This window comes from Modestobacter sp. SYSU DS0290, assembly GCF_054050955.1.
This window is the reverse complement of the sequence record NZ_JBJHAI010000021.1, coordinates 14,031-37,918: the sequence shown is the minus strand read 5'-3', so window position 1 is coordinate 37,918 and position 23,888 is coordinate 14,031. Positions and strand designations below refer to the sequence as shown.

General features: G+C 75.2%; 23 protein-coding genes. 6 read left to right on the top strand and 17 right to left on the bottom strand.

Annotated features, from left to right (window positions below):
- Positions 1 to 3: 3 nt before the first annotated feature.
- From ACI795_RS16110 to ACI795_RS16065, 10 genes are all read right to left on the bottom strand, one after another.
- Positions 4 to 1,734: an LpqB family beta-propeller domain-containing protein gene (locus tag ACI795_RS16110; protein WP_457076550.1), complete on the bottom strand. Its 1,731-nt coding sequence runs from the start codon at positions 1,732 to 1,734 to the stop codon at positions 4 to 6.
- A complete protein-coding gene (mtrB, locus tag ACI795_RS16105; RefSeq protein ID WP_457076549.1) occupies positions 1,731 to 3,458 on the bottom strand; it encodes an MtrAB system histidine kinase MtrB in 1,728 nt (575 codons plus the stop codon). Before mtrB ends, ACI795_RS16110 begins: the two co-directional genes overlap by 4 nt.
- A 55-nt stretch (positions 3,459 to 3,513) precedes the next feature.
- Positions 3,514 to 4,221: an MtrAB system response regulator MtrA gene (gene mtrA, locus ACI795_RS16100; RefSeq protein ID WP_457076548.1), complete on the bottom strand. Its 708-nt coding sequence runs from the start codon at positions 4,219 to 4,221 to the stop codon at positions 3,514 to 3,516.
- 165 nt (positions 4,222 to 4,386) lie between these two features.
- Entirely contained in the window at positions 4,387 to 5,871 is a 1,485-nt protein-coding gene (ahcY, locus tag ACI795_RS16095) for an adenosylhomocysteinase (protein WP_457076547.1), read from the bottom strand.
- Between the two features lie 139 nt (positions 5,872 to 6,010).
- Complete coding sequence (manA, locus tag ACI795_RS16090) at positions 6,011 to 7,186, bottom strand: mannose-6-phosphate isomerase, class I (protein WP_457076546.1); 1,176 nt, start codon at positions 7,184 to 7,186, stop codon at positions 6,011 to 6,013.
- A gap of 53 nt (positions 7,187 to 7,239) precedes the next feature.
- Positions 7,240 to 8,274: a cation diffusion facilitator family transporter gene (locus ACI795_RS16085; protein ID WP_457076545.1), complete on the bottom strand. Its 1,035-nt coding sequence runs from the start codon at positions 8,272 to 8,274 to the stop codon at positions 7,240 to 7,242.
- On the bottom strand, positions 8,271 to 9,413 hold the full coding sequence (locus ACI795_RS16080; RefSeq protein WP_457076544.1) for an SIS domain-containing protein: 1,143 nt from the start codon (positions 9,411 to 9,413) through the stop codon (positions 8,271 to 8,273). Before ACI795_RS16080 ends, ACI795_RS16085 begins: the two co-directional genes overlap by 4 nt.
- Before the next feature lie 30 nt (positions 9,414 to 9,443).
- The gene (locus ACI795_RS16075) at positions 9,444 to 9,653 is read right to left on the bottom strand and encodes a Trm112 family protein (protein WP_457076543.1); all 210 of its coding nucleotides are present in this window, start codon (positions 9,651 to 9,653) and stop codon (positions 9,444 to 9,446) included.
- Positions 9,650 to 11,029, bottom strand: coding sequence for a phosphomannomutase/phosphoglucomutase (locus ACI795_RS16070; RefSeq protein ID WP_457076542.1), 1,380 nt, complete (start codon positions 11,027 to 11,029; stop codon positions 9,650 to 9,652). The genes ACI795_RS16075 and ACI795_RS16070 overlap by 4 nt, the downstream gene beginning before the upstream one ends.
- A 71-nt stretch (positions 11,030 to 11,100) precedes the next feature.
- On the bottom strand, positions 11,101 to 11,451 hold the full coding sequence (locus ACI795_RS16065) for a DUF3499 domain-containing protein (RefSeq protein ID WP_457076541.1): 351 nt from the start codon (positions 11,449 to 11,451) through the stop codon (positions 11,101 to 11,103).
- 143 nt (positions 11,452 to 11,594) lie between these two features.
- On the opposite strand from ACI795_RS16065, the gene ACI795_RS16060 reads away from it, so the two are divergent.
- Positions 11,595 to 12,053 (top strand): metallopeptidase family protein, encoded by a 459-nt coding sequence (locus ACI795_RS16060; RefSeq protein ID WP_457076540.1) that lies wholly within the window; start codon positions 11,595 to 11,597, stop codon positions 12,051 to 12,053.
- A 44-nt stretch (positions 12,054 to 12,097) separates the two neighbouring features.
- Positions 12,098 to 13,567, top strand: coding sequence for a hypothetical protein (locus tag ACI795_RS16055; protein WP_457076539.1), 1,470 nt, complete (start codon positions 12,098 to 12,100; stop codon positions 13,565 to 13,567).
- Here the strand turns inward: ACI795_RS16055 and ACI795_RS16050 are convergent.
- Together ACI795_RS16050 and ACI795_RS16045 are read right to left on the bottom strand one after the other, a co-directional pair.
- Positions 13,542 to 14,408 carry a hypothetical protein gene (locus ACI795_RS16050; protein ID WP_457076538.1) on the bottom strand — a complete coding sequence of 289 codons (867 nt, stop codon included), beginning with the start codon at positions 14,406 to 14,408 and terminating at the stop codon, positions 13,542 to 13,544. The two genes, ACI795_RS16055 and ACI795_RS16050, sit on opposite strands and share 26 nt — an antisense overlap.
- Positions 14,409 to 14,568: 160 nt before the next feature.
- Complete coding sequence (locus tag ACI795_RS16045; RefSeq protein ID WP_457076537.1) at positions 14,569 to 14,898, bottom strand: WhiB family transcriptional regulator; 330 nt, start codon at positions 14,896 to 14,898, stop codon at positions 14,569 to 14,571.
- 318 nt (positions 14,899 to 15,216) lie between these two features.
- Between ACI795_RS16045 and cofD the strand changes: the two genes are divergently transcribed.
- Genes cofD through ACI795_RS16030 form a run of 3 tightly spaced genes read left to right on the top strand, consistent with a single transcriptional unit; the run spans position 15,217 to position 17,861 of the window.
- Entirely contained in the window at positions 15,217 to 16,173 is a 957-nt protein-coding gene (cofD, locus tag ACI795_RS16040) for a 2-phospho-L-lactate transferase (RefSeq protein ID WP_457076536.1), read from the top strand.
- A complete protein-coding gene (locus ACI795_RS16035; RefSeq protein ID WP_457076535.1) occupies positions 16,170 to 17,252 on the top strand; it encodes a coenzyme F420-0:L-glutamate ligase in 1,083 nt (360 codons plus the stop codon). The genes cofD and ACI795_RS16035 overlap by 4 nt, the downstream gene beginning before the upstream one ends.
- 9 nt (positions 17,253 to 17,261) lie before the next feature.
- The gene (locus ACI795_RS16030) at positions 17,262 to 17,861 is read left to right on the top strand and encodes a dTDP-4-dehydrorhamnose 3,5-epimerase family protein (protein WP_457076534.1); all 600 of its coding nucleotides are present in this window, start codon (positions 17,262 to 17,264) and stop codon (positions 17,859 to 17,861) included.
- 13 nt (positions 17,862 to 17,874) lie between these two features.
- On the opposite strand, the gene rfbD is transcribed toward ACI795_RS16030, so the two are convergent.
- Positions 17,875 to 18,768, bottom strand: a complete 894-nt coding sequence (gene rfbD / locus ACI795_RS16025; protein WP_457076533.1) for a dTDP-4-dehydrorhamnose reductase — start codon at positions 18,766 to 18,768, stop codon at positions 17,875 to 17,877.
- On the bottom strand, positions 18,765 to 19,763 hold the full coding sequence (gene rfbB / locus ACI795_RS16020; RefSeq protein WP_457076532.1) for a dTDP-glucose 4,6-dehydratase: 999 nt from the start codon (positions 19,761 to 19,763) through the stop codon (positions 18,765 to 18,767). Before rfbB ends, rfbD begins: the two co-directional genes overlap by 4 nt.
- A gap of 103 nt (positions 19,764 to 19,866) precedes the next feature.
- Between rfbB and rfbA the strand changes: the two genes are divergently transcribed.
- On the top strand, positions 19,867 to 20,739 hold the full coding sequence (gene rfbA, locus ACI795_RS16015; RefSeq protein ID WP_457076531.1) for a glucose-1-phosphate thymidylyltransferase RfbA: 873 nt from the start codon (positions 19,867 to 19,869) through the stop codon (positions 20,737 to 20,739).
- Here the strand turns inward: rfbA and ACI795_RS16010 are convergent.
- From ACI795_RS16010 to ACI795_RS16000, 3 genes are read right to left on the bottom strand one after another with little or no spacing between them, the layout of a single operon-like run.
- Positions 20,724 to 21,611 (bottom strand): DNA-3-methyladenine glycosylase family protein, encoded by an 888-nt coding sequence (locus ACI795_RS16010; protein ID WP_457076530.1) that lies wholly within the window; start codon positions 21,609 to 21,611, stop codon positions 20,724 to 20,726. The genes rfbA and ACI795_RS16010 overlap by 16 nt on opposite strands.
- 38 nt (positions 21,612 to 21,649) lie before the next feature.
- A complete protein-coding gene (locus tag ACI795_RS16005) occupies positions 21,650 to 22,423 on the bottom strand; it encodes an SDR family NAD(P)-dependent oxidoreductase (RefSeq protein WP_457076529.1) in 774 nt (257 codons plus the stop codon).
- On the bottom strand, positions 22,420 to 23,832 hold the full coding sequence (locus ACI795_RS16000) for an acyltransferase family protein (RefSeq protein ID WP_457076528.1): 1,413 nt from the start codon (positions 23,830 to 23,832) through the stop codon (positions 22,420 to 22,422). Before ACI795_RS16000 ends, ACI795_RS16005 begins: the two co-directional genes overlap by 4 nt.
- Between the last annotated feature and the right edge of the window lie 56 nt (positions 23,833 to 23,888).

Sequence of the window (23,888 nt, the reverse complement as noted above, 5' to 3'; positions counted from 1 at the left end):
AGCTCAGAGCGGGTAGAAGGGTGCGGCACCGGCCAGCGGGCCGGCGCTGCGGATCGGGGTCACCCAGGTGCCGCTGACCAGCTGCCAGATCGTGCCGCCGGCGCTGACCAGCAGCGGGCGGCCCGGCGCGGCGGCCAGGCCCGTCCGGTCGCCGGGCAGGCCCGCGGTGGCCAGCTCGGTCAGCGCCCAGCCGTCGACGTCGACCGCCCAGGGGACGGTGCGCTCCTCCCCCGCGTCGGCGGCGAGCACGACCAGCACGCCCGCGCTGCGCCACGCCACGTCGGTGACCTGGCGCAGCGACGGGGTGATCGACCGCAGGTCGCGGACGCTCACCGCCTCCTCGTCGCGGACCACGGTGCCGACGTAGAGCCGGCCACCCTCCGGGCCCTCGAGGACGACGGCCGCCCGGACCCCGTCCGGCGACAGCTGGAACGCCGTCGCGCGGCCCAGGCCGGGCAGCGTGGTCGCGCTGACCGTCTGCGGGGCGCCTCCGGCGGCGAGCCGCACCACCTCGGTGCCGTCGCGGACCGTCCACACCTCCGCGCGGGGCCCCGCGGTGGTCGGCGGGGTGAACCCGGGCCCCCCGAGCACCGGGGCCATCTCCCCGCCGTACGGCCCGGCGAACAGCGTGGCCGGTGCGCCCGTCGGCGACACCGTCGTCGAGACCCCCGCCGTCAGGCCCAGCGCGCCGTCCCGGTCGGTGGTGATCGCCGCGGACTGCAGCCCGTAGGCGCCGGCGCCCGCCGGCCCCGGCGCCGGCTCCCCGTCGGTGGCCCGGCGGAGCGCGCCGTCGGCGAGGTAGTGCCCGACGGCATCGGCCGGCGCGTAGTCCGGGTCCAGACGCACCCAGTCCTCGGTCGTCTGCGCGGCGGCCAGGCCGGTGAGGCCCAGCGGCTGGCCGTCGCGGAGCACCTCCACCGCGCCGAGGCCGGCGCGCACCAGCGTCCAGACCAGCTGGCCGGCCGCGGCCTCCACCGTCGTGTCGGTGACGCCGTCGGGCCAGGTGAGGTCGACCGTCGCCGTCTGGCCGGACACCTGGACGGCGCTGCGGAGCGTCGCCCCCTCCAGCGGGTTCACCACCCCGGCGGCGATCGTCGGCGCCGGTCCGGCGAGGAGCCGCTCCACCAGCAGGTTGTACTGGGCGTCACCGGAGACCAGGTAGCGGGGATCGGGGACGACCCGGCTGAGCGTGGGGTCGAGGAAGAACGCGTCGAGCTGCTCGTAGGTGCGCTCGAAGTCCGGTTGCAACATGACCAGGCCACCCGGCGGGTCGGTGATCCGCCACTCACCCTCCTCCTCGACGAGGGTGAAGGCGCGGTCGTAGGGAGCGTCGCCCGCCACGGTGAAGACACCGCGCTGGTCGACGCTGCCCACCTGGGCCGCGGCCACCTCGACGGTGCCCGGCTGGGTGCGCACCGCGGCGTAGTCCCGGCTGATGATCGTGACGCCGTCGGCGTCGGACCAGGACTGCGCGGCCCCCGCGGCCAGGTACTGGCGGGCCACCGGGTGGTTGCGGGTCGGGCTGGCGCTGGCCTCGATGAAGCCCCGGACGACCTCCTCCGGGGTCGCCCCGGACACCGGCCCGAACGGCTCGACGCCGACGTCCCCGCGGGGTGGCTGCGGCACCTGGGTGATCTGCACGGTCGGCGAGCTGCTCGGCACGGTGCTGCAACCGGCCAGCACCAGGACCGCCAGCAGGCCCAGCAGCGCGGTCCACCGCGGCCGGGCGGTCACCGGGCGTCCTCCGCCCGGCGCGGCATGACCGGGCGCAGCGGCAGCGGGCTGCTGGTCAGCGCCGCGCCCGCGGTCAGCGGCACGGTGAGCCGGAACTGGGCGCCCTGCCCCGGCTGACCCCACACCTGCAGCCAGCCCCCGTGCAGCCGGGCGTCCTCCAGGCTGATCGACAGGCCCAGCCCGCTGCCGCCCACCGTGCGCACCCGGGAGGGGTCGGCGCGCCAGAACCGGTCGAAGACGTGCTGGGCGTCGGCGTTGCTCAACCCGACGCCGTGGTCCCGGACGGTGATCGCCGCGGCGCTGCCCGAGGCGGCCAGGGTGAGCTCCACCGGACGCCCGGTGCCGTGCTCGATCGCGTTGCCCACCAGGTTGCGCAGCACCCGCTCGATCCGCCGGCCGTCGACCTCGGCGACGACCGGCTTGGCGGGGACGTCGACCCGCAGCTCGCAGCCGTGCCGCTCGGCGAGCGCGGTCATCCCGTCGACCGACTGCTGGACCAGCAGCCGCAGGTCCTGCGCCTCGGCGTCCAGCACCGCGGCGCCGGCGTCGTACCGGCTGATCTCCAGCAGGTCCGACAGCAGCACCTCGAAGCGGTTCAGCTCGGCCTGCAGCAGCTCCGCGGAGCGGGCCACCGCCGGGTCGAACTCGTCGCGGGCGTCGTGCAGGACGGCGGCTGCCATCTGCACCGTGGTCAGCGGCGTGCGCAGCTCGTGGGACACGTCGGAGGTGAACCGCTGCTGCAGCTGGGACAGGCCCTCCAGCTGGGTGATCTGGCGCTGCAGGCTGTCGGCCATCGCGTTGAAGCTGGTGGCCAGCCGGGCGAGCTCGTCCTCCCCGCGGACGGCCAGACGCTCCTCCAGGTGCCCCTCGGCGAGCCGCTGGGCGCTGCCCGCGGCGCGCCGCACCGGGTCGACGACCAGCCGGGTGACCAGCACTCCGATGCCCACCACGAACAGCACCAGGGCGGTCCCGCTGATCACCACGGTGCTGCGGATCAGCTCCAGGCTCTCCTGCTCCTGGTCCAGCGGGAAGGCGAAGTACAGCTCCACCCGCTCCCCCGCCTCGGCGTCCGTGGGCACCGGCGCCCCGACCAGCAGGGTCGGCACCGGCTCGCCCTGGTCGTCGGGCACGGGCGCGTAGCGGTAGGCCTGCGAGCCGGCGGCGACCTCCGCCCGCAGGTCGGCGGGGAGCGCCGGGTAGACGTCGCGCCGGCTGACCGCCGGCCGCTCGAACTCGCCCGAGCGGTAGAGCATCACGACGTCGAAGTCGCCGGCGGCGCCACCGCGCTGCTGCAGCCCCTCGACGGTGCGGGCCAGCGCGGAGCGCACGCTGGCGGAGTCACCGGTGGCGATGGCGCTGACCTCGGACTGGGCGAACGGGATGCCGTTGAGCGACTGGTCGATCGCCGCCTGCTCCTTCACGCCCAGCAGCTGGTCGGTGATCTGGCGGAACAGCACCAGGCTGACGACGACCACCACCGCCCCCGCGACCACCACGGTGATCGAGGCGACCCGCAGCTGCAGCGAGGAGCGCCAGGCGTGCAACGCCCGGCGGGCCAGCCGCCAGCTGCCGACCAGCGTCTTGCGGCGGGCCCGCCGGGCCCGGCGACGCAGCCCGCGCCGCAGCCGCTGGGCGGTGCCGGGGGCACCGCCCGGACGCGCGGCCTGCGCGGCGTCGGGTCCGGCCGCCGGCGGGGCCGAGGTGACGGGCGGCACGGTGCTCACCGGCCGGACGGCCCGCTCACGGCGCCCACTGGCTCGCTCCCGCGGCCCGCTCCGCTCACGGGGGGCCGGCCTTGTAGCCGACGCCGCGGACGGTCAGCACGACCTCCGGCTTCTCCGGGTCGCGCTCGACCTTGGCGCGCAGCCGCTGCACGTGCACGTTGACCAGCCGGGTGTCCGCCGCGTGCCGGTAGCCCCACACCTGCTCCAGCAGCAGCTCGCGGGTGAACACCTGGCGGGGCTTGCGGGCCAGCGCCACCAGCAGGTCGAACTCCAGCGGGGTCAGCGCGATCGGCACGCCGTCCCGGGTGACCTGGTGGGCCGGGACGTCGATGGACACGTCACCGATGGACAGGCTCTCGGCCTGCCCGTTCTCACCGCGCCGCAGCTGGGCCCGCACCCGGGCGACCAGCTCCACCGGCTTGAACGGCTTGGTCACGTAGTCGTCGGCGCCGGCCTCCAGGCCCTGCACGACGTCGATCGTGTCGCCCTTGGCGGTCAGCATGATCACCGGCACGGTCGACTGGCTGCGGATGTCCTGGCAGATCTGCAGGCCGTTGCGGCCGGGCAGCATCAGGTCCAGCAGCACCAGGTCCGGCCGGACCTGCTGGAACGTGGCGAGCGCGCGGGCGCCGTCGGACACGAAGGCCGGCTCGTAACCCTCACGCCGCAGCACGATGCCGAGCATCTCGGCGAGGGCGGCGTCGTCGTCGACGACCAGCACGCGGCCGCGACTGGCTCCTGGCATGGGTGCGGAAGGGGGCACGGCGCCATTGTGCGTGACGGAGCGCGGCAATCGTTCCCACCCGCCCGGGAAACCCCCGCCCCTCACCCCGATCGGGGTGAGGGGCGGGTGGTGACGTGCTGGAACGGCCCCCTCGCAGGATCCCGCCGCGAGCGTGCGAGCGGTGGGGGGCGAGGGGGTCCTTCGTCAGTAGCGGTAGTGGTCGCTCTTGTACGGGCCCTCGACGGGGACGCCGAGGTAGTCGGCCTGGACCTTGGTCAGCGTCGTGAGCTTCACCCCGAGCGCGTCGAGGTGCAGCCGGGCCACGTGCTCGTCGAGCTTCTTGGGCAGCACGGTGACGCCGGGGGTCTTGCCCTCGTAGGCGGCGCGGTTGTTCCACAGCTCGATCTGGGCGAGCGTCTGGTTGGAGAACGACGCGCTCATCACGAAGCTCGGGTGCCCGGTGGCGTTGCCGAGGTTCAGCAGCCGCCCCTCGGAGAGCACGATGATCGTGTGGCCGTCGGCGAACCGCCACTCGTCGACCTGCGGCTTGATCGTGGTGCGGGTGACCCCCGGGGTGCGGGCCAGACCGGCCATGTCGATCTCGTTGTCGAAGTGGCCGATGTTGCCGATGATCGCCTGGTGCTTGGTCGAGGCCAGCTGCTCGGCGGAGATGATGTCCTTGTTGCCGGTGGCGGTGATGATGATGTCGGCCTTGCCGATCACCTCGTCGAGGGTGGTCACCTCGTAGCCGTGCATCGCCGCCTGCAGGGCGTTGATCGGGTCGATCTCGGTGACGATCACCCGGGCGCCCTGGCCGCGCAGCGACTCCGCGCAGCCCTTGCCGACGTCGCCGTAGCCGCAGACGACGGCGACCTTCCCGCCGATCATCACGTCGGTGGCCCGGTTCAGGCCGTCGATGAGCGAGTGCCGGCAGCCGTAGAGGTTGTCGAACTTGCTCTTGGTGACCGAGTCGTTGACGTTGATCGCCGGGAAGAGCAGCCGGCCCTCGCGGGCGAGCTCGTACAGCCGCAGCACGCCGGTGGTGGTCTCCTCGGTGACGCCCTTGATGCCCTGGCCGATCCGGGTCCAGTACTGCCCGTCGGTGGCCAGCGTGCCGCGCAGCACGTCGAGGATCACGCCGTACTCCTCGGAGTCGGCGTCGGTGGTGTCGGGCACGACGCCGTCGGCCTCGAACCGGGTGCCCAGGTGGATCAGCAGGGTGGCGTCACCGCCGTCGTCGAGCACCATGTTCGGCCCGACGACGTCCCCGTTCTCGTCGCGGAACTCGAACAGGCGCTGGGTGCACCACCAGTACTCCTCCAGCGTCTCGCCCTTCCAGGCGAACACCGGGACGCCGGTCGGCTCCTCCGGCGTGCCGTCGCCGACGACGATCGCGGCGGCCGCGTGGTCCTGGGTGGAGAAGATGTTGCAGCTGACCCACCGCACGTCGGCGCCGAGCGCCGTCAGCGTCTCGATGAGCACCGCTGTCTGGATGGTCATGTGCAGCGAGCCGGCGATCCGGGCGCCGGCCAGCGGCTGCGCGTCGCCGTACTCGGCGCGCAGCGCCATCAGCCCGGGCATCTCGTGCTCGGCGAGGGAGATCTCCTTGCGGCCGAAGCCGTGCAGGGAGAGGTCGGCGACCTTGAAGTCGCCGTCGGTCAGGACGGGGTTGCCAGTGCTGGCGGTCATGTCGCTCCAGTGTCCGGTCCACCCGGTCGGGTGGGCTGCCGTCGGTCGCTGAGCCCCTGACGATCGGTCAGGAGGACGCGGTGAGCGAGCATGCCGAGGCTTCGGCGGGGCTCGTGCCGTCGTCCAGACTAACGCCCGCTCAGCGGAGGGCGGTGGTGCTCCGGTAGAGCACCGCCGGGCCCCGGGCGGTGACCGGCGCGCCCGCCGGCACGAACGCCGACTGCCCTTGCGCCAGCACCAGCTCGCCGTCGGCCGAGGCCAGCCGCGCGGTGCCCTCGGCGCACAGCAGCAGCTGCGGCCCCGGGGTGGTCAGCACACCGGGGTCGACGTCGACCTGGCACCGGGTGAGGTCGAAGTCGTCGACCGGGACCGGGTAGCGCAGACCGCCGGGGCCGAGCACCGGGTGGATCACCGGGACCCTGCCGTCGGTGAAGTCCAGCACCTCGATCAGCGCCGCGAGGTCGACGTGCTTGCTGGTGAGCCCACCGCGCAGCACGTTGTCCGAGCTGGCCATCACCTCGACGCCGGCTCCGCACAGGTAGGCGTGCAGGTTGCCGGCGGGCAGGAAGACGGCCTCACCCGGGGCGAGCCGGAGGTGGTTGCACATCAGCGAGATGACGACGCCGGGGTCACCGGGGTACTTCTCGGCCAGCGTGGCGGCCCAGCGGTAGGTGTTGATGAACTCCGGGTCGTGCGCGGCCACGAAGGACGCGGCCCGCTCGGCCACCGCCGAGACCAGCGACGTCCTGCGCAGCTCCGACAGCGCCAGCAGCTGCGGGATCGCCGCCCGCAGGCCGCCGTGGGCGAGCGCCGCGATGGTCGGCATCAGCTCGGGCAGCTGGAGCTTCGCCAGGCAGTGCAGCGACTCCTCCACCGGCCGGAAGCCGCACAGCGCCTCGACGGGGGTGATCGCGAGCAGGATCTCCGGCTTGTGGAAGGGGTCCTTGAAGGTCCGGGTGGGGTCGTCGAGCGGGACCCCCGCCGCTTCCTCCGCGGCGAACCCGACCTCGGCCTGGGCGGTCGTGGGGTGCGCCTGCAGGGACAACGGCTGGTCGGCGGCCAGCACCTTCATCAGGAAGGGGAGGCGGTCACCGAACCGGCGTCGCACGGCGGCGCCCAGCATCCCCTCCGGGTCACCGGCGATGGCCTTGTCCAGCGGTCGCCCGTCCGAGAGCACGCTCGGCTGCCCGGGGTGGGCCCCCATCCACAGCTCCGCGTGCGGCTGGTCGGCCGGCGAGGGCTCACCCAGCAGCTCGGGGATGACCGTGTACGAACCCCAGGGGTAATGGCGCACGGCGTTCGTCATCTGCCACATCGCCGGGGACAGTACCTCCGGCGCCCCGCAGTGCCGCCGACCGGCGCCGCTGGTCACCCCTCGTGGCGAGGTCGCCCGACCGGATCGGCCACCTGCGCCCGCCGGATGTCGGGCTCCAGGTAGATGACCCGGGCGATCGGCACGGCGGCCCGGATCCGCGCCTCCGCGTCGTCGATGGCCCGCGCAACGGCGCGGGCGGACTCGTCGTGCCGGACGGCGATCTTGGCCGCCACGAGCAGCTCCTCGGGGCCCAGGTGCTGGGTCCGCATGTGGATCAGCTCGATGCCCCCGTCGGCGAGCGCACGCACGATCGCCCGCCGCATGTCCGGGGTCGCCGACTCACCGAGGAGCAGGCTCTTGGTCTCGGCGGCCAGGATCACCGCGATCACCACCAGCAGGACGCCGATCGCGACCGTGCCCAGGCCGTCGTAGACCCCGTTCCCCGTGACGGTCGACAGCCCCACCCCCAGCAGCGCCAGCGCGAGGCCGATCAGCGCGCCGGTGTCCTCCAGCAGGACCACCGGCAGCTCGGGGGCACGGGCGTGCCGGATGAAGCCCCAGTAGCTCTCCCCCGGCTTCCGGACGGCGTTGGTCTCCTTGACCGCGGTGCGCAGCGAGTAGGACTCCAGCGCGATCGCCACCACCAGGACCCCGATCGCCCAGATCGGGGAGCTCAGCTCCTCCGGGTGCTGCAGCTTGTGCACGCCTTCGTAGATCGCGAACAGGCCGCCGACGCTGAACAGCACGATCGCCACGATGAACGCGTAGATGTACCGGTCGCGGCCGAACCCGAAGGGGTGCTCGGGGGTCGCCTCGCGCTTCGCCCGCTTGCCGCCGACGAGCAACAGCACCTGGTTGCCCGAGTCCGCCACCGAGTGGATCGCCTCGGCGAGCATCGACGAGGCGCCGGTGACCAGGAACGCGACGAACTTGGCGATCGCGATGCCGATGTTGGCCACCATCGCGGCGACGATCGCCTTGGTGCCACCGTGCCCACCGCCCTCGTGCCCACCGCCCTCGTGCCCACCGCCCTCGCTCTCGGCCTGCTCGCCGTGGGTCGGGGTGGTCGTTGCCGGGGTGTCGCTCATGAGCCCAGTGCCCTCTCGTGGTCCAGCGCCAGCGCCAGGTACACGGCGCTGAAGTCCGCGACGGCCAGCTGCCGGGCCACCCGGGCCAGCCGGGGGTGCCGCTCGGGTTCGTCCTCGCCGGCCAGCCGGCTCACCGGCACGTTGTGCTCGGCGGCGATCCGGAGCACCTCGGCCACCGCCTCGCCGGCCGACCGGGGCTCGCGCTCGTGCGCCCCGGTGGCACCGGCGCCGGGGTCCCGGACCGGCAGCAGCCGCAGCCGCCGGCCGGCGTCCTCGACGCGGTCCCGGAAGAAGTCGTCCTGCCCGCCCTCCGGCGCCAGCGGCCCGGCCAGCACCGTGCGCGCGGCGACCCGCTGGTCGGGCAGCCGGAAGGTGGTCGCCGGCACCCCGGCCAGGGTGGCCAGCTGGTCGGCGACCCGGCCGGCGGCGGCCCCGGCCAGCGGCCCCTCGGCGACGATCACCGGCAGCGCGTCCAGCAGCTCCAGCGCCAGCGTCTTGGCCGGGTTGACGAAGGACTCCCGGGCCGGCCCGCACTCGGCGGCGACCGCGTCCAGGGCGTCGGCGACCGGGGCGACGTCGGCTGTGTCGGCCGGCAGCAGCCCCAGCTCGGCGGCGAGCAGGAGCATCGGGGTGAGCAGCGACCACAGCGTGGCGTGCCGGACCCGGTTCCCCGGCAGCGGCACGTAGGGCGCGCGGGCGGTGGCGCAAGCGGCGTGCAGCGGGGCGTCGACGGCGCCGATGCCGACGACGGCGACGCCGCGGCGCGCGGCCTCGTAGGCCGGCGCGACGGCGTACTGGCCTGCCCCGGTCCGGGTGGCGATCACCGCGATGTCCGAGGCGCCCATCCACACCGGGAGCGCCGGGCCCGGGACGACGTCGACGGTGACCGGGCTGGCCGGGCCGAGCAGGCTGCGCAGCACGTCGGCGGCGACCGCGCCCTCGCGGCGGCCGACGACGACGATCCCGCGCGGGCGGCCACCGGCGGTGACCCGGCCCAGGTCGGTCTCCCCGGTCAGCGCCGCGGTCTCGCGCACCTGGGCGCCGGCGCCGGCGACCGCCGGCAGCAGGCCGCGGGGGTCGCGGGCCCGCAGCAGCGCGAGGTCGTCGAGGACCTCCTCGGCCAGCTCCGGGGAGGTCACGCCCGGCCGCCCGTCACCGGCGCCGCCCGGTCATCGACGGCGCCTGGCCTCGTCGAGCAGCAGCACCGGGATGCCGTCGCGCACCGGGAACGCCCGGGAGCAGGTCGGGCACACCAACTCCGCCGCCGCCACGTCCAGGGTCAGCGGGCTGTGGTGGGTGTCCGGGCAGGCCAGGATCTCCAGCAGCGCCGGGTCGATGCCCAGCGTGTCCGCACGCCCACCGGTGCCGCCGTCGGTCATGCCCGCACCGTCCGCAGCACCTCGTCGCGCAGCTCGGCCATCCGCGCCGCGTCCGGAGCCTCCACGTTCAGCCGCAGCAGCGGCTCGGTGTTGCTGGCCCGCAGGTTGAACCAGGAGCCGTCGGGCAGCGAGACGGTCAGCCCGTCCAGCTCGTCGACGGTCGCCCCCTCGCCCTCCTCGAAGGCCTTCCGCACCGCGGCGACCCGCCCGGTGGCGTCGGTGACCGTGGAGTTGATCTCGCCGGAGGCGGCGTAGCGCTCGTACTCCGCGGTCAGCTCCGACAGCGGCCGGGACTGCTCGCCCAGCGCCGCGAGCACGTGCATCGCGGCGAGCATGCCGGTGTCGGCCCGCCAGAAGTCGCGGAAGTAGTAGTGCGCGGAGTGCTCACCGCCGAAGACCGCGTCGGTGCGCGCCATCTCCGCCTTGATGAACGAGTGGCCGACGCGGGTGCGCACCGGCTCCCCGCCGTGCTCGCGCACGATCTCGGGCACGGCGCGGGAGGTGATGAGGTTGTGGATGATCGTCGTCCCGCGGCCCTTGGCCAGCTCACGGACGGCGACCAGCCCGGTGATCGCCGAAGGGCTCACCGGCTCGCCCCGCTCGTCGACGATGAAGCACCGGTCGGCGTCGCCGTCGAAGGCCAGGCCGATGTCGGCGCCGTGCTCGAGGACCGCGGCCTGCAGGTCGACCAGGTTCGCCGGGTCCAGCGGGTTGGCCTCGTGGTTGGGGAAGGAGCCGTCGAGCTCGAAGTACATCGGCACGACCTCCAGCGGCAGCCCGGTGAGCACCACCGGCACGGTGAAGCCGCCCATCCCGTTGCCGGCGTCGACCACCACCTTCAGCGGGCGGATGCCGGAGAGGTCGACCAGCTGCCGCAGGTACGCCGCGTACTCGGCGACCAGGTCGCGGCTGCTCACCGAGCCCAGCCGCTCGGGCCGGCGGTCGAAGACGGCCGCGCCGTCCACGAGCTGCTCGGCCCACTGGCGGATCTGGACCAGCCCGGAGTCCTGGCCGATCGGGGCGGCACCGGCGCGGCACAGCTTGATGCCGTTGTACTGCGCGGGGTTGTGGCTGGCGGTGAACATCGCCCCGGGCATCCCGAGGGAGCCGGCGGCGAAGTACAGCATGTCGGTGGAGCCCAGCCCCGCCTCGACCACGTCGACGCCGCGGGAGAGGACACCCTCGGCGAACGCGCGGGACAGCGGGATCGACGACTCGCGCATGTCGTGGGCGGTGACGACGGCGGTCGCGCCGGACTCCGCGGAGACGAACTCGGCGAAGGCCGCACCGATGGCCCGGGCGACGTCCTCGTCCCACTGCTCGGGGACGAGCCCACGCACGTCGTAGGCCTTGATGATCGACGACAGGTCTGTCACGCCGAGGACCTTATAAGGAGCCCGCCCTCCGCACCCCTCGCCAGCTCGGGACGAGCCTCGGGACGGGGCCGTCAGGGGAGGTTGGGGAGCACCCGCAGGTGGCCGCGGCGGGTGCCGCTGCCGTCGTCGGCGGGGTTGCGCGGCGGCTCGGGGCGGGCCGCCTCGCGGACCGCGTCGGCGAGCGCCAGCAGGTCGTCACCGGTCATGCCGGCGTCGTCGGGGTCGATCTCGTGCCGGACGACCTCCCAGCCCCGCGGCACGGTCAGCCGCTGGGCGTGGAACTCGCACAGGTCGTAGCTGTGCGGCTCCGAGTACGTCGCCAGCGGGCCGACGACGGCCGTGGACTCCGCGTACACGTAGGTCAGGGTCGCCGCTGCCGGTTGCGCGCAGCCACTGCGCGAGCAGCGACGTGACTGCCTCACCACCGGTTCCTCACGTCAGGCACAGTAATCGCGGATCCGCGAGTTGGGGAGCAGGCGCACCGGGACGGCCCGTCGCCCGCACCGGACGCGCCCCCCGGGCGGCACCCCGGCGGAAGCCGGCGGGCCGTAGGCTCTGCCCCGAGATGGACCGCCTCCCCGCCCGCGCCCGACGCGACCGACACGGCCGTGGCCTGCGCGGACGCCTGGTCCCGCCGAGCGTCCCGCTGTCCCGCAGCCGCGCTGAGCAGTTCGACGACCTGGTGCTCGACGCGGTCGAGGACCTGGAGCGCCGGTGGGAGCGGGAGCTGGCCGGGGTGGAGTTCGCGGTGGAGGACGTCCCCTGGGTCGACCACTCCAGCCCCGACGAGGTCGTGCTCGACTCCGACGTGCTGGACGACGGGAGCGTCCCCCTCGCCCGCGTGCTGCCGGCCCGCCGCGAGGGCGGCCGCGAGCACCCGGCACGCATCGTGGTCTACCGGCGCCCGCTGGAGATCCGGGCCGCCGACCGCGACGACCTCGCCGACCTGGTCCGCGACGTGGTGGTCGACCAGGTGGCGGTGCTGCTGGGCCGGGACCCGGAGGAGATCGACCCCACCGGCTGACGCCCGGCCGGTCCCGTCACCCGGCACTGCCATGCTGTCCGGCGATGAGCGCACCGGACCACCGCCCCACCGCCCGACGGGACGCCCGGCGCCCCTGGCTGGCCGGCGGACTGGTCCTGCTCCTGGTCCTCGCGGTCACCGCGGGCGCGCTGGCCCTGCGGCCACGGCAGGCGACCGCCGCCGCCGGCCTCACCGTCACGCCACGGACCGAGTCGGCCGCCGCGGCGGCGGTCCTGCTCGCCGACCGGTACGCCGCCCTGGCATCCGCGCCGGACACCGTGCGCGAGGCGGCGGAGTCCGACCCGGCCCTGTCCGACGTGCCGCTGGCCGATCTGTCCGACGGCCTCGCGGTCGAGCGGGTCGGCGACGCGGCGACCATCACGGTGCGCAGCACGCTGCCCGACCGGGCGGACGCCGTCCGGGCCGCCGACGCCGTCGTCGACGTCCTCGTCGCCGAGGGCGCGGCCGAGGAGCTGGTGGACGTCGCCCGGGTCTCGAGGGCCGCGCCGGAGCGGAGCGGCGGCACCACCGGCACGGCGCGCTGGCTGCTCGTGGGGCTGCTGACCGGGCTGGCCCTCGCGCTGGCGACCGTCGCGCTCACCGCCGGCCGCCGCGGACCGGCCGCGGCCGCCACCGCCCCCGACGGCGCCGGTCCGGCCGGCACCACGCCGTCCCCGGTCCCACCGGACGGCGTGGTCGACGACCTGCCCGGCTTCCTGGAACGGCCACCGGGCTCAACCGCCCCGCCGTCCACACCCCGGAGCGGCAGCTCCGCCGCCACCGCGGTCGCCGCCCCCGCGGGCCCGCCCGCCCGCCCGGGCAGCGGGGGCGTCCGGACCGGCACCGTCGGGGCCGTCGTCCTGCTGCTCGGTGCCGCGGTGCTGGCGGGCACCGGGCGCACCGACGCCGGCTCCCCCGCGACCGCCGCCCGGTCGGTGCCGCTGGCGTTCCCGGAGGCCGTCCCGGCCGAGCCGGACGCCGGCCCGACGACGGACACCGGTGCGGCCGCGGGCTCCCTGGCGTTCGACTCGGTGCTCCCGGGCGGCGACGGGCTGATCGCGCGAGCCGCGTTCACCGGCCTGCTGCTGGAGGAGCGTGCGGTCGGCCTGACGGTGACCACCCCGACCCTGAGCGTCTCCACCGACGGCGACCACGCCCTGGCCCACGTCCGGCTGCCGGTGTGGAACTGCCTGACCGCCGCCCCCCCGGCCGAGCCCGCCGCTGCCGGCTGCGCCCGCGGCCGCACCGAGTACGCCGACCTGGCCGACCCCGGGCTCCAGGTGCGCCGGGACGGCGGGCGGATCGAGCTGACCGGCCTGTTCCCCACCTACACCCGGCCCAACGGCGGCCCGCCCAGCTACACCGGCCGGGCCTACCGGCTGACCGCGACCCTGGCGGCGGACGGCGCGGTCCGCGACGGCCGCGCACCGGCCGGCGGGACGCTGCAGCTCGGGCTGGACAGCGCACCGGCCAGCACGGCGCCGGGGGTCACGGTGCTGGAGTTCCCCGGCTGACCCCTCGCCGGCTCAGGTTGACCACCCCGTGCGAAGCGGTCAGCGCGACCCACGGCGAGCCGAGCTCCCGGCGGAGGCCGCCGACGTCGCTGACACCCCACCAGGGCCAGCGCTCCTCCCCGGCCGGGCCCTGCTCCAGCAGCGTGAGCAGCACCGCCGCCGCACCGGCACCGGCGGGCACCACCGCCAGCTCCAGCCGGCCGATGGCGGCGTGCAGCCGGGCCGCGGCCCGGACGGCAGCGAACTCACGGGACGGGAGGCGGTCGGCGACGGCCGGCAGCCAGCGCTCCACCTGCGCGGGGTCCCGGCTGCGCCACACCTCGGCCACGGTGTCCAGCTCGTCGACGAGCCGGCGACTGCGGCTGGTCGCGAGCTGCGCGTCGGGCAGCGCCGCGGCCAGCCGGCGGACCACCGGGTCCCCCAGCGGCAGACCGGCCAGCCGCAGGGTCCAGGCCCCGCGGATCGAGTCCAGCAGGTCGAGCACACCGTCGGCGAGGACCGCGGCCACCTCGGGGTCGCGGGCGAGCAGGCGGGCCGGTGGCCGCCCCTCGGGGAGCGGTGCGGCGCCGGGACCGGCGCCGAGCAGGCCGACGGCGGTCGCGACACCCCGGCGCTGGCAGGTCAGCAGCGCGAGGCCGTCGGGGCGGGCCCGCAGGTCGGGGGCGACGACCACGGCCCGCGGCCGCACCGGGGGGACCACCCGGACGGACTGCGCGTTGAGGGCAGCGGTCAGCCAGGGGCCGCGGGCGGGAACCGGGGCGGCGACCGCGGCCATCAAGGGCGCGGCGGCGCGGATCTCGCGGACCACGCTGGCCCGGCCGTCGGCGACGCGGGAGTCCACGGCGTCAGTCGACCACACGAGCCGGGATCGGACGGGCGGCCGGGTCCCGGTGAGGGGACGGACCCGGCGGCCGCTGCTGGGAGTCGCCGCAGAGGCGGTCGGCCCCCTTCCAGGGGCCCGCCCCGAGCCTGCGAAGGGTGGGGAGGAAGGGGGTCCTTCCTCAGACGGCGCGGCGACGCAGCCGGCGGCGCTCCCGCTCGGAGAGCCCGCCCCAGATGCCGAAGCGCTCGTCGTTGCTGAGGGCGTACTCCAGGCACTCGGCGCGGACCTCGCAGCCGGTGCAGATCTTCTTCGCCTCGCGGGTGGACCCGCCCTTCTCCGGGAAGAACGCCTCGGGGTCGGTCTCGGCGCACAGGGCACGCTCCTGCCAGCCCTGCTCCTCCCCGTCCAGCCCGGGGAACCCGGGGTCGAACACGCCGGTGACCCCCAGCACGTCCCGCCCGTGACCGGCCGGCGCGGCACCGGCCGCGGCGCTCCGGTACTCGCTCATCCACGACACCTCGGCCATCACGTTGCGTCCCCTCTCGCTGGCTTCCCGTCGCCCACCGGGACCGCTCGTGAGCCGCCGGCGTCTGATGACAACGTCGGAATTACACGCGTGTCGTTGAGTCGAGGTCAAGTCGGGAAGGTGTAACCCCTGGTCGCTCTCGTCACGCCAGTAACAAGTTGTTCGCAAGTGGTCACTGACCACTCGGACACGCCGCCGCTTCCAGCACCATCTGCCCACCGAGACGGACCGGTTTCGTGAAGATCGGGAGCGCGACGGCCGGTGCTGCGGTGCACATCTGCCGAGGAGCACGATGGAGCGGTGCACATCGTGGTCCTGGCTGGTGGCGTCGGCGGAGCGCGGTTCCTGCGCGGTGTGACGAGCGCCGCTCCCGAGGCGCAGGTCACCGCCGTGGTCAACACCGGCGACGACGTGACCATGCACGGGCTGCGCATCTGCCCGGATCTGGACACGGTCATGTACACGCTCGGTGACGGGATCGACGACGACCGCGGCTGGGGACGGCGCGACGAGAGCTGGACGGTCAAGGAGGAGCTCGCCGGCTACGGCGCCGAGCCGACGTGGTTCGGGCTCGGCGACCGCGACCTCGCCACCCACCTGGTCCGCACCCGGATGCTCGACGCCGGGTACCCGCTGTCGGAGGTCACCGCCGCGCTCGCCGAACGATGGCGGCCGGGGGCCCGGCTGCTGCCGATGAGCGACCAGCGGGTGGAGACCCACGTGGTCGTCCCCGACCCGGAGACCGGCCGGCAGCGGGCGATCCACTTCCAGGAGTGGTGGGTGCGGCACCGCGCCGCCCTGGAGGCCCGGGCCTTCGTCCAGGTCGGTGTGGACGACGCCCGCCCCGCACCCGGGGTGGTGGACGCGCTCACCACGGCCGACGCGGTGCTCCTCGCCCCCTCCAACCCGGTGGTCTCCATCGGCACGATCCTGGGGGTGCCCGGCGTGCGGGACGCCCTCCGCGCCGCCACCGGCCGGGTGGTGGGCGTCTCCCCCATCGTCGGCGGGGAGGTCGTGCGCGGCATGGCCGACCGCTGCCTGCCGGTGGTCGGCGTGGAGGTCAGCGCCGAGGGCGTCGGCCGGCACTACGGGGCCCGGGGCGACGGCGGGCTCCTCGACGCCTGGCTGGTGCACACCGGGGACGTCGCCACGGTGCCCGGGGTCGACGTCCGCACGGTGCCGCTGCTCATGAGCTCGCCGGAGGCCACCCGCGCGCTGGCCCGGGCGGCCCTGGACGCCGCCGCGGGCGCGCCGTGACCGGGCTCCCCACCGGGCTGTCGGTGCTGCCCGTCCCCGGGTTGCCCGAGTTCGTGCCCGGAGACGACCTGGCGGGGGCCATCGCCGCCGCCGCCCCGTGGCTGGCCGACGGCGACGTCCTCGTGGTCACCTCCAAGGTGGTGTCCAAGGTCGAGGGCAACCTGGTGCCGATCGAGCCGGGCGCCGACCGGGAGGCCGCCCGGCAGCGGGCGATCGACGCGGAGACCGTCCGCGTCGTGGCCCGGCGCGGCCCGCTGCGGATCGTGGAGACCCGGCACGGCTGGGTGGTCGCCGCCGCCGGCATCGACGCCTCGAACGTCGCCGCCGACGCGCTGGTGCTCCTGCCGGCCGACGCCGACGCGTCCGCCCGGCAGCTGCGCACCGCACTCGCCGACCTGCTCGGGGTCTCCGTCGCCGTGGTGGTGAGCGACACGTTCGGCCGACCCTGGCGGGACGGGGTCACCGACGTGGCCATCGGGTCGGCCGGGCTGCCGGCCCTGGTCGACCACCGTGGCCGCATCGACGCGCACGGCAACCGGCTGGAGACCACGCAGGTGGCCGTCGTCGACGAGCTCGCCGCCGCCGCCGACCTGGTGAAGGGCAAGCTGGCCGGCATCCCGGTGGCCGTGGTCCGCGGCCTGGCGCTGCCCGCGCCGTCCCCCGACACGGGCACCCGTCCGCTGGTGCGGCTCGGCGCCGGCGACCTGTTCCCGACCGGCACCCGCGACCTGGTGGGCGGTCGGGCACCCACGGAGCGGCTGACGCCCCGGCGAGACGGCCCGGCCGCCGTCGCCGCCGCGTTGCGCACCGCCGCCGCGGCGATGCCGGAGTTCCCGGTGGTGCTGCGACACGGCAGCGAGGCGGACGACGCCGTCGACGTGCACCTGGCCGAGCCGTTCACCGCCGCGGCCACGCTCGCCCTGGGCGCCGTCGTCGGCACCGCGCTCGTGCAGCTGGCGGCCGAGGGCTGGGCCACCCGCTGGGAGCCGGTGACCAGTCTCGGCGGGAGCTCACTGGTGGGCCGGTTGCGGATCGGCACTGCGGACCCGCTGCTGGCCGCCGTGGAGCGGCCTCGCTAGCGTCGCCGCGTGCAGATCCGCGAACTGGCCGTCCCCGACAGCTACGTCCTCGACCTCGTGCCGCACGGCGATGACCGCGGCCGGTTCACCGAGTGGTACCGGGCCGACGTGCTGGCCGAGGCCACCGGGTTCGGCCTGACGCTCGCCCAGGCCAACCACAGCGTCTCCGCCCGCGGGGTGCTGCGGGGGGTGCACTTCGCCCTGGTGCCCCCCGGCCAGGCGAAGTACGTCTACTGCCCCGCGGGCCGGGTGCTCGACGTGGTCGTCGACGTGCGGGTCGGCTCCCCCACCTTCGGCGTGCACGACAGCGTGCTGCTGGACAGCACCGAGCCCCGGGCGGTGTACCTCGCCGAGGGCCTCGGGCACGCCTTCGTCTCCCTCGAGGACCGCAGCTCGGTCACCTACCTGGTCTCCACCGGGTACTCACCGGGCCGGGAGTTCGGCGTCCACCCGATGGACCCCGACCTCGACCTGCCCTGGCCCACCGACGTCGAGTTCCAGCTCTCCGCGAAGGACACCGCCGCCCCGACCCTGGCCGAGGCGCGCGAGCAGGGACTGCTGCCGACCCTGGACCAGTGCCGGGCCCGGTACGCGGAGCTGCGCGGCTGACGACCGGCCCGGGTCAGCCCCGCAGGGCGCCCAGCTCGGCCAGGCACGCCCGGAGCGACTCCTGCCACGCGGGGAGGGGCGAGAGGCCGGCCGCGTGCCATGCCGCCGGGTCGAGCACCGACCAGGCCGGGCGCGGCGCCGGCCGCGGGAACTCCGCCGTGGTGAGGGGCAGCACCCGGTCCGGGTCGGCGCCGGAGAGGGCGAACACCTCCCGGGCGAACCCGTGCCAGGTGGTGCTGCCGGCGTTGGTCGCGTGCAGCACGCCGCGGACCGGCGTCCCGGCCAGCTCGACGAGCCCCCGGGCCAGGTCCGCGGACCAGGTCGGGCTGCCGGTCTGGTCGGCGACCACGGAGACGGTGTCGCGCTCGGCCTCCAGCCGCAGCATGGTCCGCACGAAGTTGCTGCCGTGCGCGGCGTACACCCAGGCGGTCCGGACGACGACGGCGTCACCGCCGGCGGCGGCGACCGCCCGTTCGCCGGCCAGCTTGGTCCGGCCGTAGACGGTGCGCGGCGCGGGCTCGTCGTGGACGCCGTAGGGGGTCCGCGCGTCGCCGGCGAAGACGTAGTCGGTGGAGACGTGCACCAGCCGCCCGGCGCCGGCGAGCTCCTCGGCCAGCCAGCCGGGGGCCTCCCCGTTGACCCGCTGGGCGGTGGCCTCGTCGGTCTCCGCGGCGTCCACCGCCGTGTAGGCCGCGGCGTTGAGCACCACCGGGCGGGCACCGCGGGCGACCGCGTCGTCCCGCCAGCGGCCGACCACCCCCCGCACCTGCGCCTCGTCGGTCAGGTCCAGCTGGCTGCGGCCCAGCGGGGTGAGGTCGGAGCCGGCGAGCAGGCGCTGCAGGTCGGTGCCCAGCTGCCCGGCGGCGCCGGTGACCAGCCAGGCGGTCGGCCGGGCGGGGCCGCTCATGCCCGGGCCGTCGCGGCGGCGGCCTTGAGCGGCTCCCACCAGGCGCGGTTGTCCCGGTACCACTGCACGGTCAGCGCGAGGCCCTCCTCGAAGGGCATCCGCGGCGCGTAGCCCAGGGCCGCCGTCTTGGAGAAGTCGACCGAGTACCGCAGGTCGTGACCGCCGCCGCGGGGGTCGACGATCTGCTCCACGGAGCTCCAGTCGCGTCCGGTGGCGGCGAGCAGCTGCTCGGTGAGCTCCCGGTTGGACAGCTCCCGGCCGCCACCGATGTTGTAGATCTCGCCCGGGGCACCCTGCTCCAGCACCAGCTGGATGCCGCGGCAGTGGTCGTCGACGAACAGCCAGTCGCGGACGTTGGCGCCCTCGCCGTAGAGCGGCACGGTCAGCCCGTCGAGCAGGTTGGTGACGAACAGCGGGATGACCTTCTCCGGGAAGTGGTACGGCCCGTAGTTGTTGCTGCACCGGGTGATCGAGACGTTCAGGCCGTAGGTCTTGGCGTAGGCCCGCGCCAGCAGGTCACTGGCGGCCTTGGACGCCGAGTACGGGGAGTTCGGCTCGAGGATGTGCTCCTCGGTCCAGGAGCCGGAGTCGATCGAGCCGTACACCTCGTCGGTGGACACGTGCACCACCCGGCCGACCCCGGCGCGCAGCGCGGCCTCGAAGACCTGCTGGGAGCCCAGCGCGTTGGTGAGGACGAAGTCGGTGGCCCCGCCCCCGATGGAGCGGTCGACGTGCGACTCCGCGGCGAAGTGCACGACGGCGTCGTGCCCGGGCAGCGCGGCGTCGAGGTCCGCGGCCGAGCAGATGTCCCCCTGCACGAAGCGGTACCGCGGGCTGTCGGCGACCGGGGCGAGGTTGGCCAGGTTGCCGGCGTAGGTGAGCTTGTCGAAGACGGTCACCTCCGCGTCCTCGAACCCGGGGTAGCCGCCGGAGAGCATGGTGCGGACGTAGTGCGAGCCGATGAACCCGGCTCCACCGGTGACGAGAACGCGCATGAGCGGCACGGTAGTCAAGGTGGAGGCCCGACACGGTGACCACCTCGTCCGAAAGGGGCGGTCGTCCTCGGCCCGACCGCTGCCACGCCGTACCGTGTGCCGCATGCGAGGGATCATCTTGGCTGGTGGAACGGGGAGTCGGCTCTTCCCCATCACCCAGGCGGTGAGCAAGCAGCTCATGCCGGTCTACGACAAGCCGATGATCTACTACCCGCTGTCGACGCTGATGATGGCCGGCATCCGCGAGGTCCTCATCATCACCACCCCGGACGACCGCGCGTCCTTCTCCCGGCTGCTCGGCGACGGCCGCCGCCTGGGGATGCGCATCGAGTACGCCGAGCAGCCCCGTCCCGAGGGCCTGGCCCAGGCGTTCCTCATCGGCGCGGACTTCCTCGACGGCGAGCCGGTGGCGCTGGTCCTCGGCGACAACATCTTCTACGGCGCCGGCCTCGGCACCGCGCTGTCCCGGCTGCCCACGCCCGAGGGCGGGCACGTCTTCGCCTACCACGTCGCGGACCCGACGGCCTACGGCGTGGTGGAGTTCGACGCGGACGGGCGGGTGCTCTCCATCGAGGAGAAGCCCGAGCACCCCAAGAGCTCCTACGCCGTCCCCGGCCTGTACTTCTACGCCGGGGACGTGGTCGAGGTGGCTCGCGGGATCACGCCCAGCGCCCGCGGCGAACTGGAGATCACCGCGGTCAACGAGCACTACCTGCGACAGGGGCGGCTGACCGTCACCGCGCTGGACCGGGGCACCGCCTGGCTGGACACCGGGACCTTCACGTCGCTGCGCCAGGCCACCGAGTTCGTCTCGGTGGTCGAGGAGCGCCAGGGACTGAAGATCGGGTGCATCGAGGAGGTCGCCTGGCGCAACGGCTGGCTGGACGACGAGGGCCTGCGCGCCGCAGCCGAACCGCTGGCCAAGAGCGGCTACGGCGACTACCTGATGGCTCTCCTGGCTCAGGACCTGCGGTAGTCGGTCGGGGCCATGCGCGGCCCCCGCTTGGGTGGCATGCTGCCGCCCACGCCCAGCAACCGCACCACCCGCTGCCGGTGGCCCCGCCAGGGCTCGAGGAGCTCCAGCATCCCGGCGTCGTCGGTCTTGCGGCCGGCCAGGGACCAGCCCACCAGGTTCTTCAGGTGGTAGTCACCGACGCTCACCTCGTCCGGGCACCCGACGGCGCGCTGAGCGACCTCGGCGGCGGTCCAGACCCCGATGCCGGGCACGGACTGCAACCGGCGGCGGAGGTCGGCACAGCCGTCGTGCGACGCCGCGACCTCCAGGCGGGAGGCCACCGAGGCGACCGCCCGCAGGGCCCGGCGACGGGCGCCGTCCAGCCCGCAGGCGTGCCACTGCCAGTCGGTGACCGCCAGCACCCGCTGCGCCGAGGGCACCACCCGCATGCCGTCCGGAGCCGGGCCCGGAGCCGGCTCGCCGGTCAGGCGCAGCAGTTCCCGGAACGTGCGGTGCGCCTCGATGCCGGTGACCTTCTGTTCCAGGACGGCCGGCAGCAGCGCGTCCCAGACCCGCCCGGTGCGCCCGATCCTGAGCCACGGGGTGACCCGGTGCAGCCGGTCGACCAGGGGGTGGTGGCTGGGGTCGAAACCGTCGAGCCGGTCCTCGGCGCCCAGCCACCGGGGGGCCCAGTCGAGCGCCCATCCGGCACCCGGTCCCCAGCCGAGCACCTGCACGCCGTCCCGCCCGCCGGAGAGCCGCACCGTCGCCGGCCCGTCCGGGGTGGTCGTGGTGCGCCAGACGGCGTCCTCGGCGTAGCGCAGCGTCGGGTCGCCGGTGCCCCGGCGGTCGCGGGAGAGCACCCGGCGCACGTCCAGGGGCCAGTCGGGCACCCAGGTCCGCGCGGCCGCGTGCGCAGGCGCGACCGCTGTCACCGGGGCGCCATGCGCAGCGCGCCGTCCATCCGGACGACCTCGCCGTTGAGATAGCCGTGCCGGACGAGGGTCAGCGCCAGCTCCGCGAAGTCCTCCGGCCGCCCCAGCCGGCGCGGGAACGGGACGTTCTCCGCCAGCGCGACCCGTGCGGCCTCCGGCAGCGCAGCCAGCAGCGGCGTGTCGACGATCCCGGGGGCGATCGTGACCACGCGGACGCCGACCGCGGCCAGGTCCCGGGCCGCCGGCAGCGTCATCCCGACGATGCCCCCCTTGGAGGCGGCATAGGCGACCTGCCCGACCTGCCCGTCGTAAGCGGCGATCGAGGCGGTGTTGACCACGACGCCGCGCTCACCGTCGGGCCCCGGCTCGGTGCGGGCCATCGCCGCCGCCGCCAGCCGGAGCACGTTGAACGTGCCGACCAGGTTGACCGTCACCGTGCGGGTGAAGGCGCCCAGCTCGTGCGGGGCGCCGTCGCGGGCCAGCAGACGGCCGGCGTACCCGATGCCCGCACAGTTCACCGCGATCCGCAGCGGGCGGCCCTTCCCGGTGGCATCGGCCACCGCGGCCTGCACCGACGCCTCGTCGGTCACGTCGGTGCGCACGAAGGTCGCGCCCTCGCCCAGCTCAGCGGCCAGGGCCGTGCCGCGCTCGGCGTCCAGGTCGACCAGGGTCACCGCGGCTCCGGCCGCGGCGAGCGCACGTGCGGTGGCGGCACCGAGCCCGGAGGAGGCCCCCGTGACGATGGCCGCGGTCACGTCGAGGTCCCTCACCGGGCCAGGGTAGCTCCGCCCGTCGACCCCGCGGGGGCGGCAGGTGAGGTGATCGGCCACGCCGCGTCCCCGCGCTCCCGCGGGTCGGGCACGGCGGGCGGGCGGCGGCGCGGGGAGAGGTCGACCACGGTCGACGGACCGGTCCGGACCGGAGGGCGGGGGGACACCGGCGCGGACCTCCGTGCCGCCCGCGGGCGGGCCACCGGCGGGGCCACGCGCTCCGCGCCGGAGGTCGGCACCGCCCGGCCCCGGCCCAGGTGTCCGGCCCAGGTGGCCAGCTGCTGACTGGGCCGTTCCACGGCGTGGTGGAACGCGAGCGCCAGCACCAGGCTGAGGGCGACGCCCGCGCCCATGACGACCGGCAACGAGCGCAGCGACGGGGGCATGGTCGTGGCGACCGACACGACCAGCGGCTCGTGCACCAGGTAGAGCGAGAACGAGACGGTGCCCAGCCACTGGAGCGGCCGGGACTCCCCGAACCGACGGACCCCCGGGCTGCCCAGGAAGCAGAAGACCAGCACGGCTGCGCCCAGGACGACGGCCGCCCGGCCGGCCGGCGCCAGCCAGACCGGCGGCTCGGCGAGCAGCAGCCGCGGCCACCACCGGGCGCCGAGCAGCACCAGGCCGACGGTCAGCACCGCGGCCCAGCGGGCAGGGGCCAGGCGGGCTGCGGAGATCCGGCTCGACACCCGCTGCAGGGCGTCCAGGTCACGGGCCAGCAGGGCGCCGACGGCGAAGACGCACAGGTGGCTGATGGTCTCGTGCCCGTTCGCCGCCGTCCAGTACACCGCCCAGCAGGTCGCCGGCAGGGTCAGCCACAGCGGGGCCACCAGCTCGCGGGCCACTACCACGTACAGCGGGAGCAGGAGGGAGAAGAGCACCTCCAGCCGCAGCGACCACAGCGCCGAGTTCTGCCAGCCCGTCCCGTCGAGCAGCAGGGCGTCGTGCAGCAGGAGCTGCGGGTCCGCCGGGCCGACGTGGGCAGCCATCCACCAGCCCCAGTCGGCACCCCCGGTGCGCGGCACCAGCGTGAGCACGGCGAAGGTCAGCACGACCGCACCGAACACCGGCACGTAGAGACGGACCATCCGCTTGCGGTAGTAGGCGGGCCACCGGCCGGCGCGGGCGCGGCGGAGGAAGGGCTTCACCAGGACCAGGCCGCTGAGCACGAAGAACACCAGGACCGCTTCGCCGCCGGCCCAGAAGAGGTGGACCGGGCTGAAGGCCAGCCACGCGGAGGGGGCGTTGGGGTCCGGCGTCCGGAGCTGCTCCGCGAGCACCGGCGCGGCCAGCGCACAGTGGTGCACGACGACGACCAGGGCAGCCAGGCCACGGAGGCCGTCCAGCGACGCGAGCCGGCCGCTGACGCGGCCCCCGGTCGCCGCCCGGAGGCCGGGGACCTGCTGCACGTCCGCGTGAAGGTGTCGTCCCGCGTCCATGGGGCGAGTGTGCGGGACGAACCAGT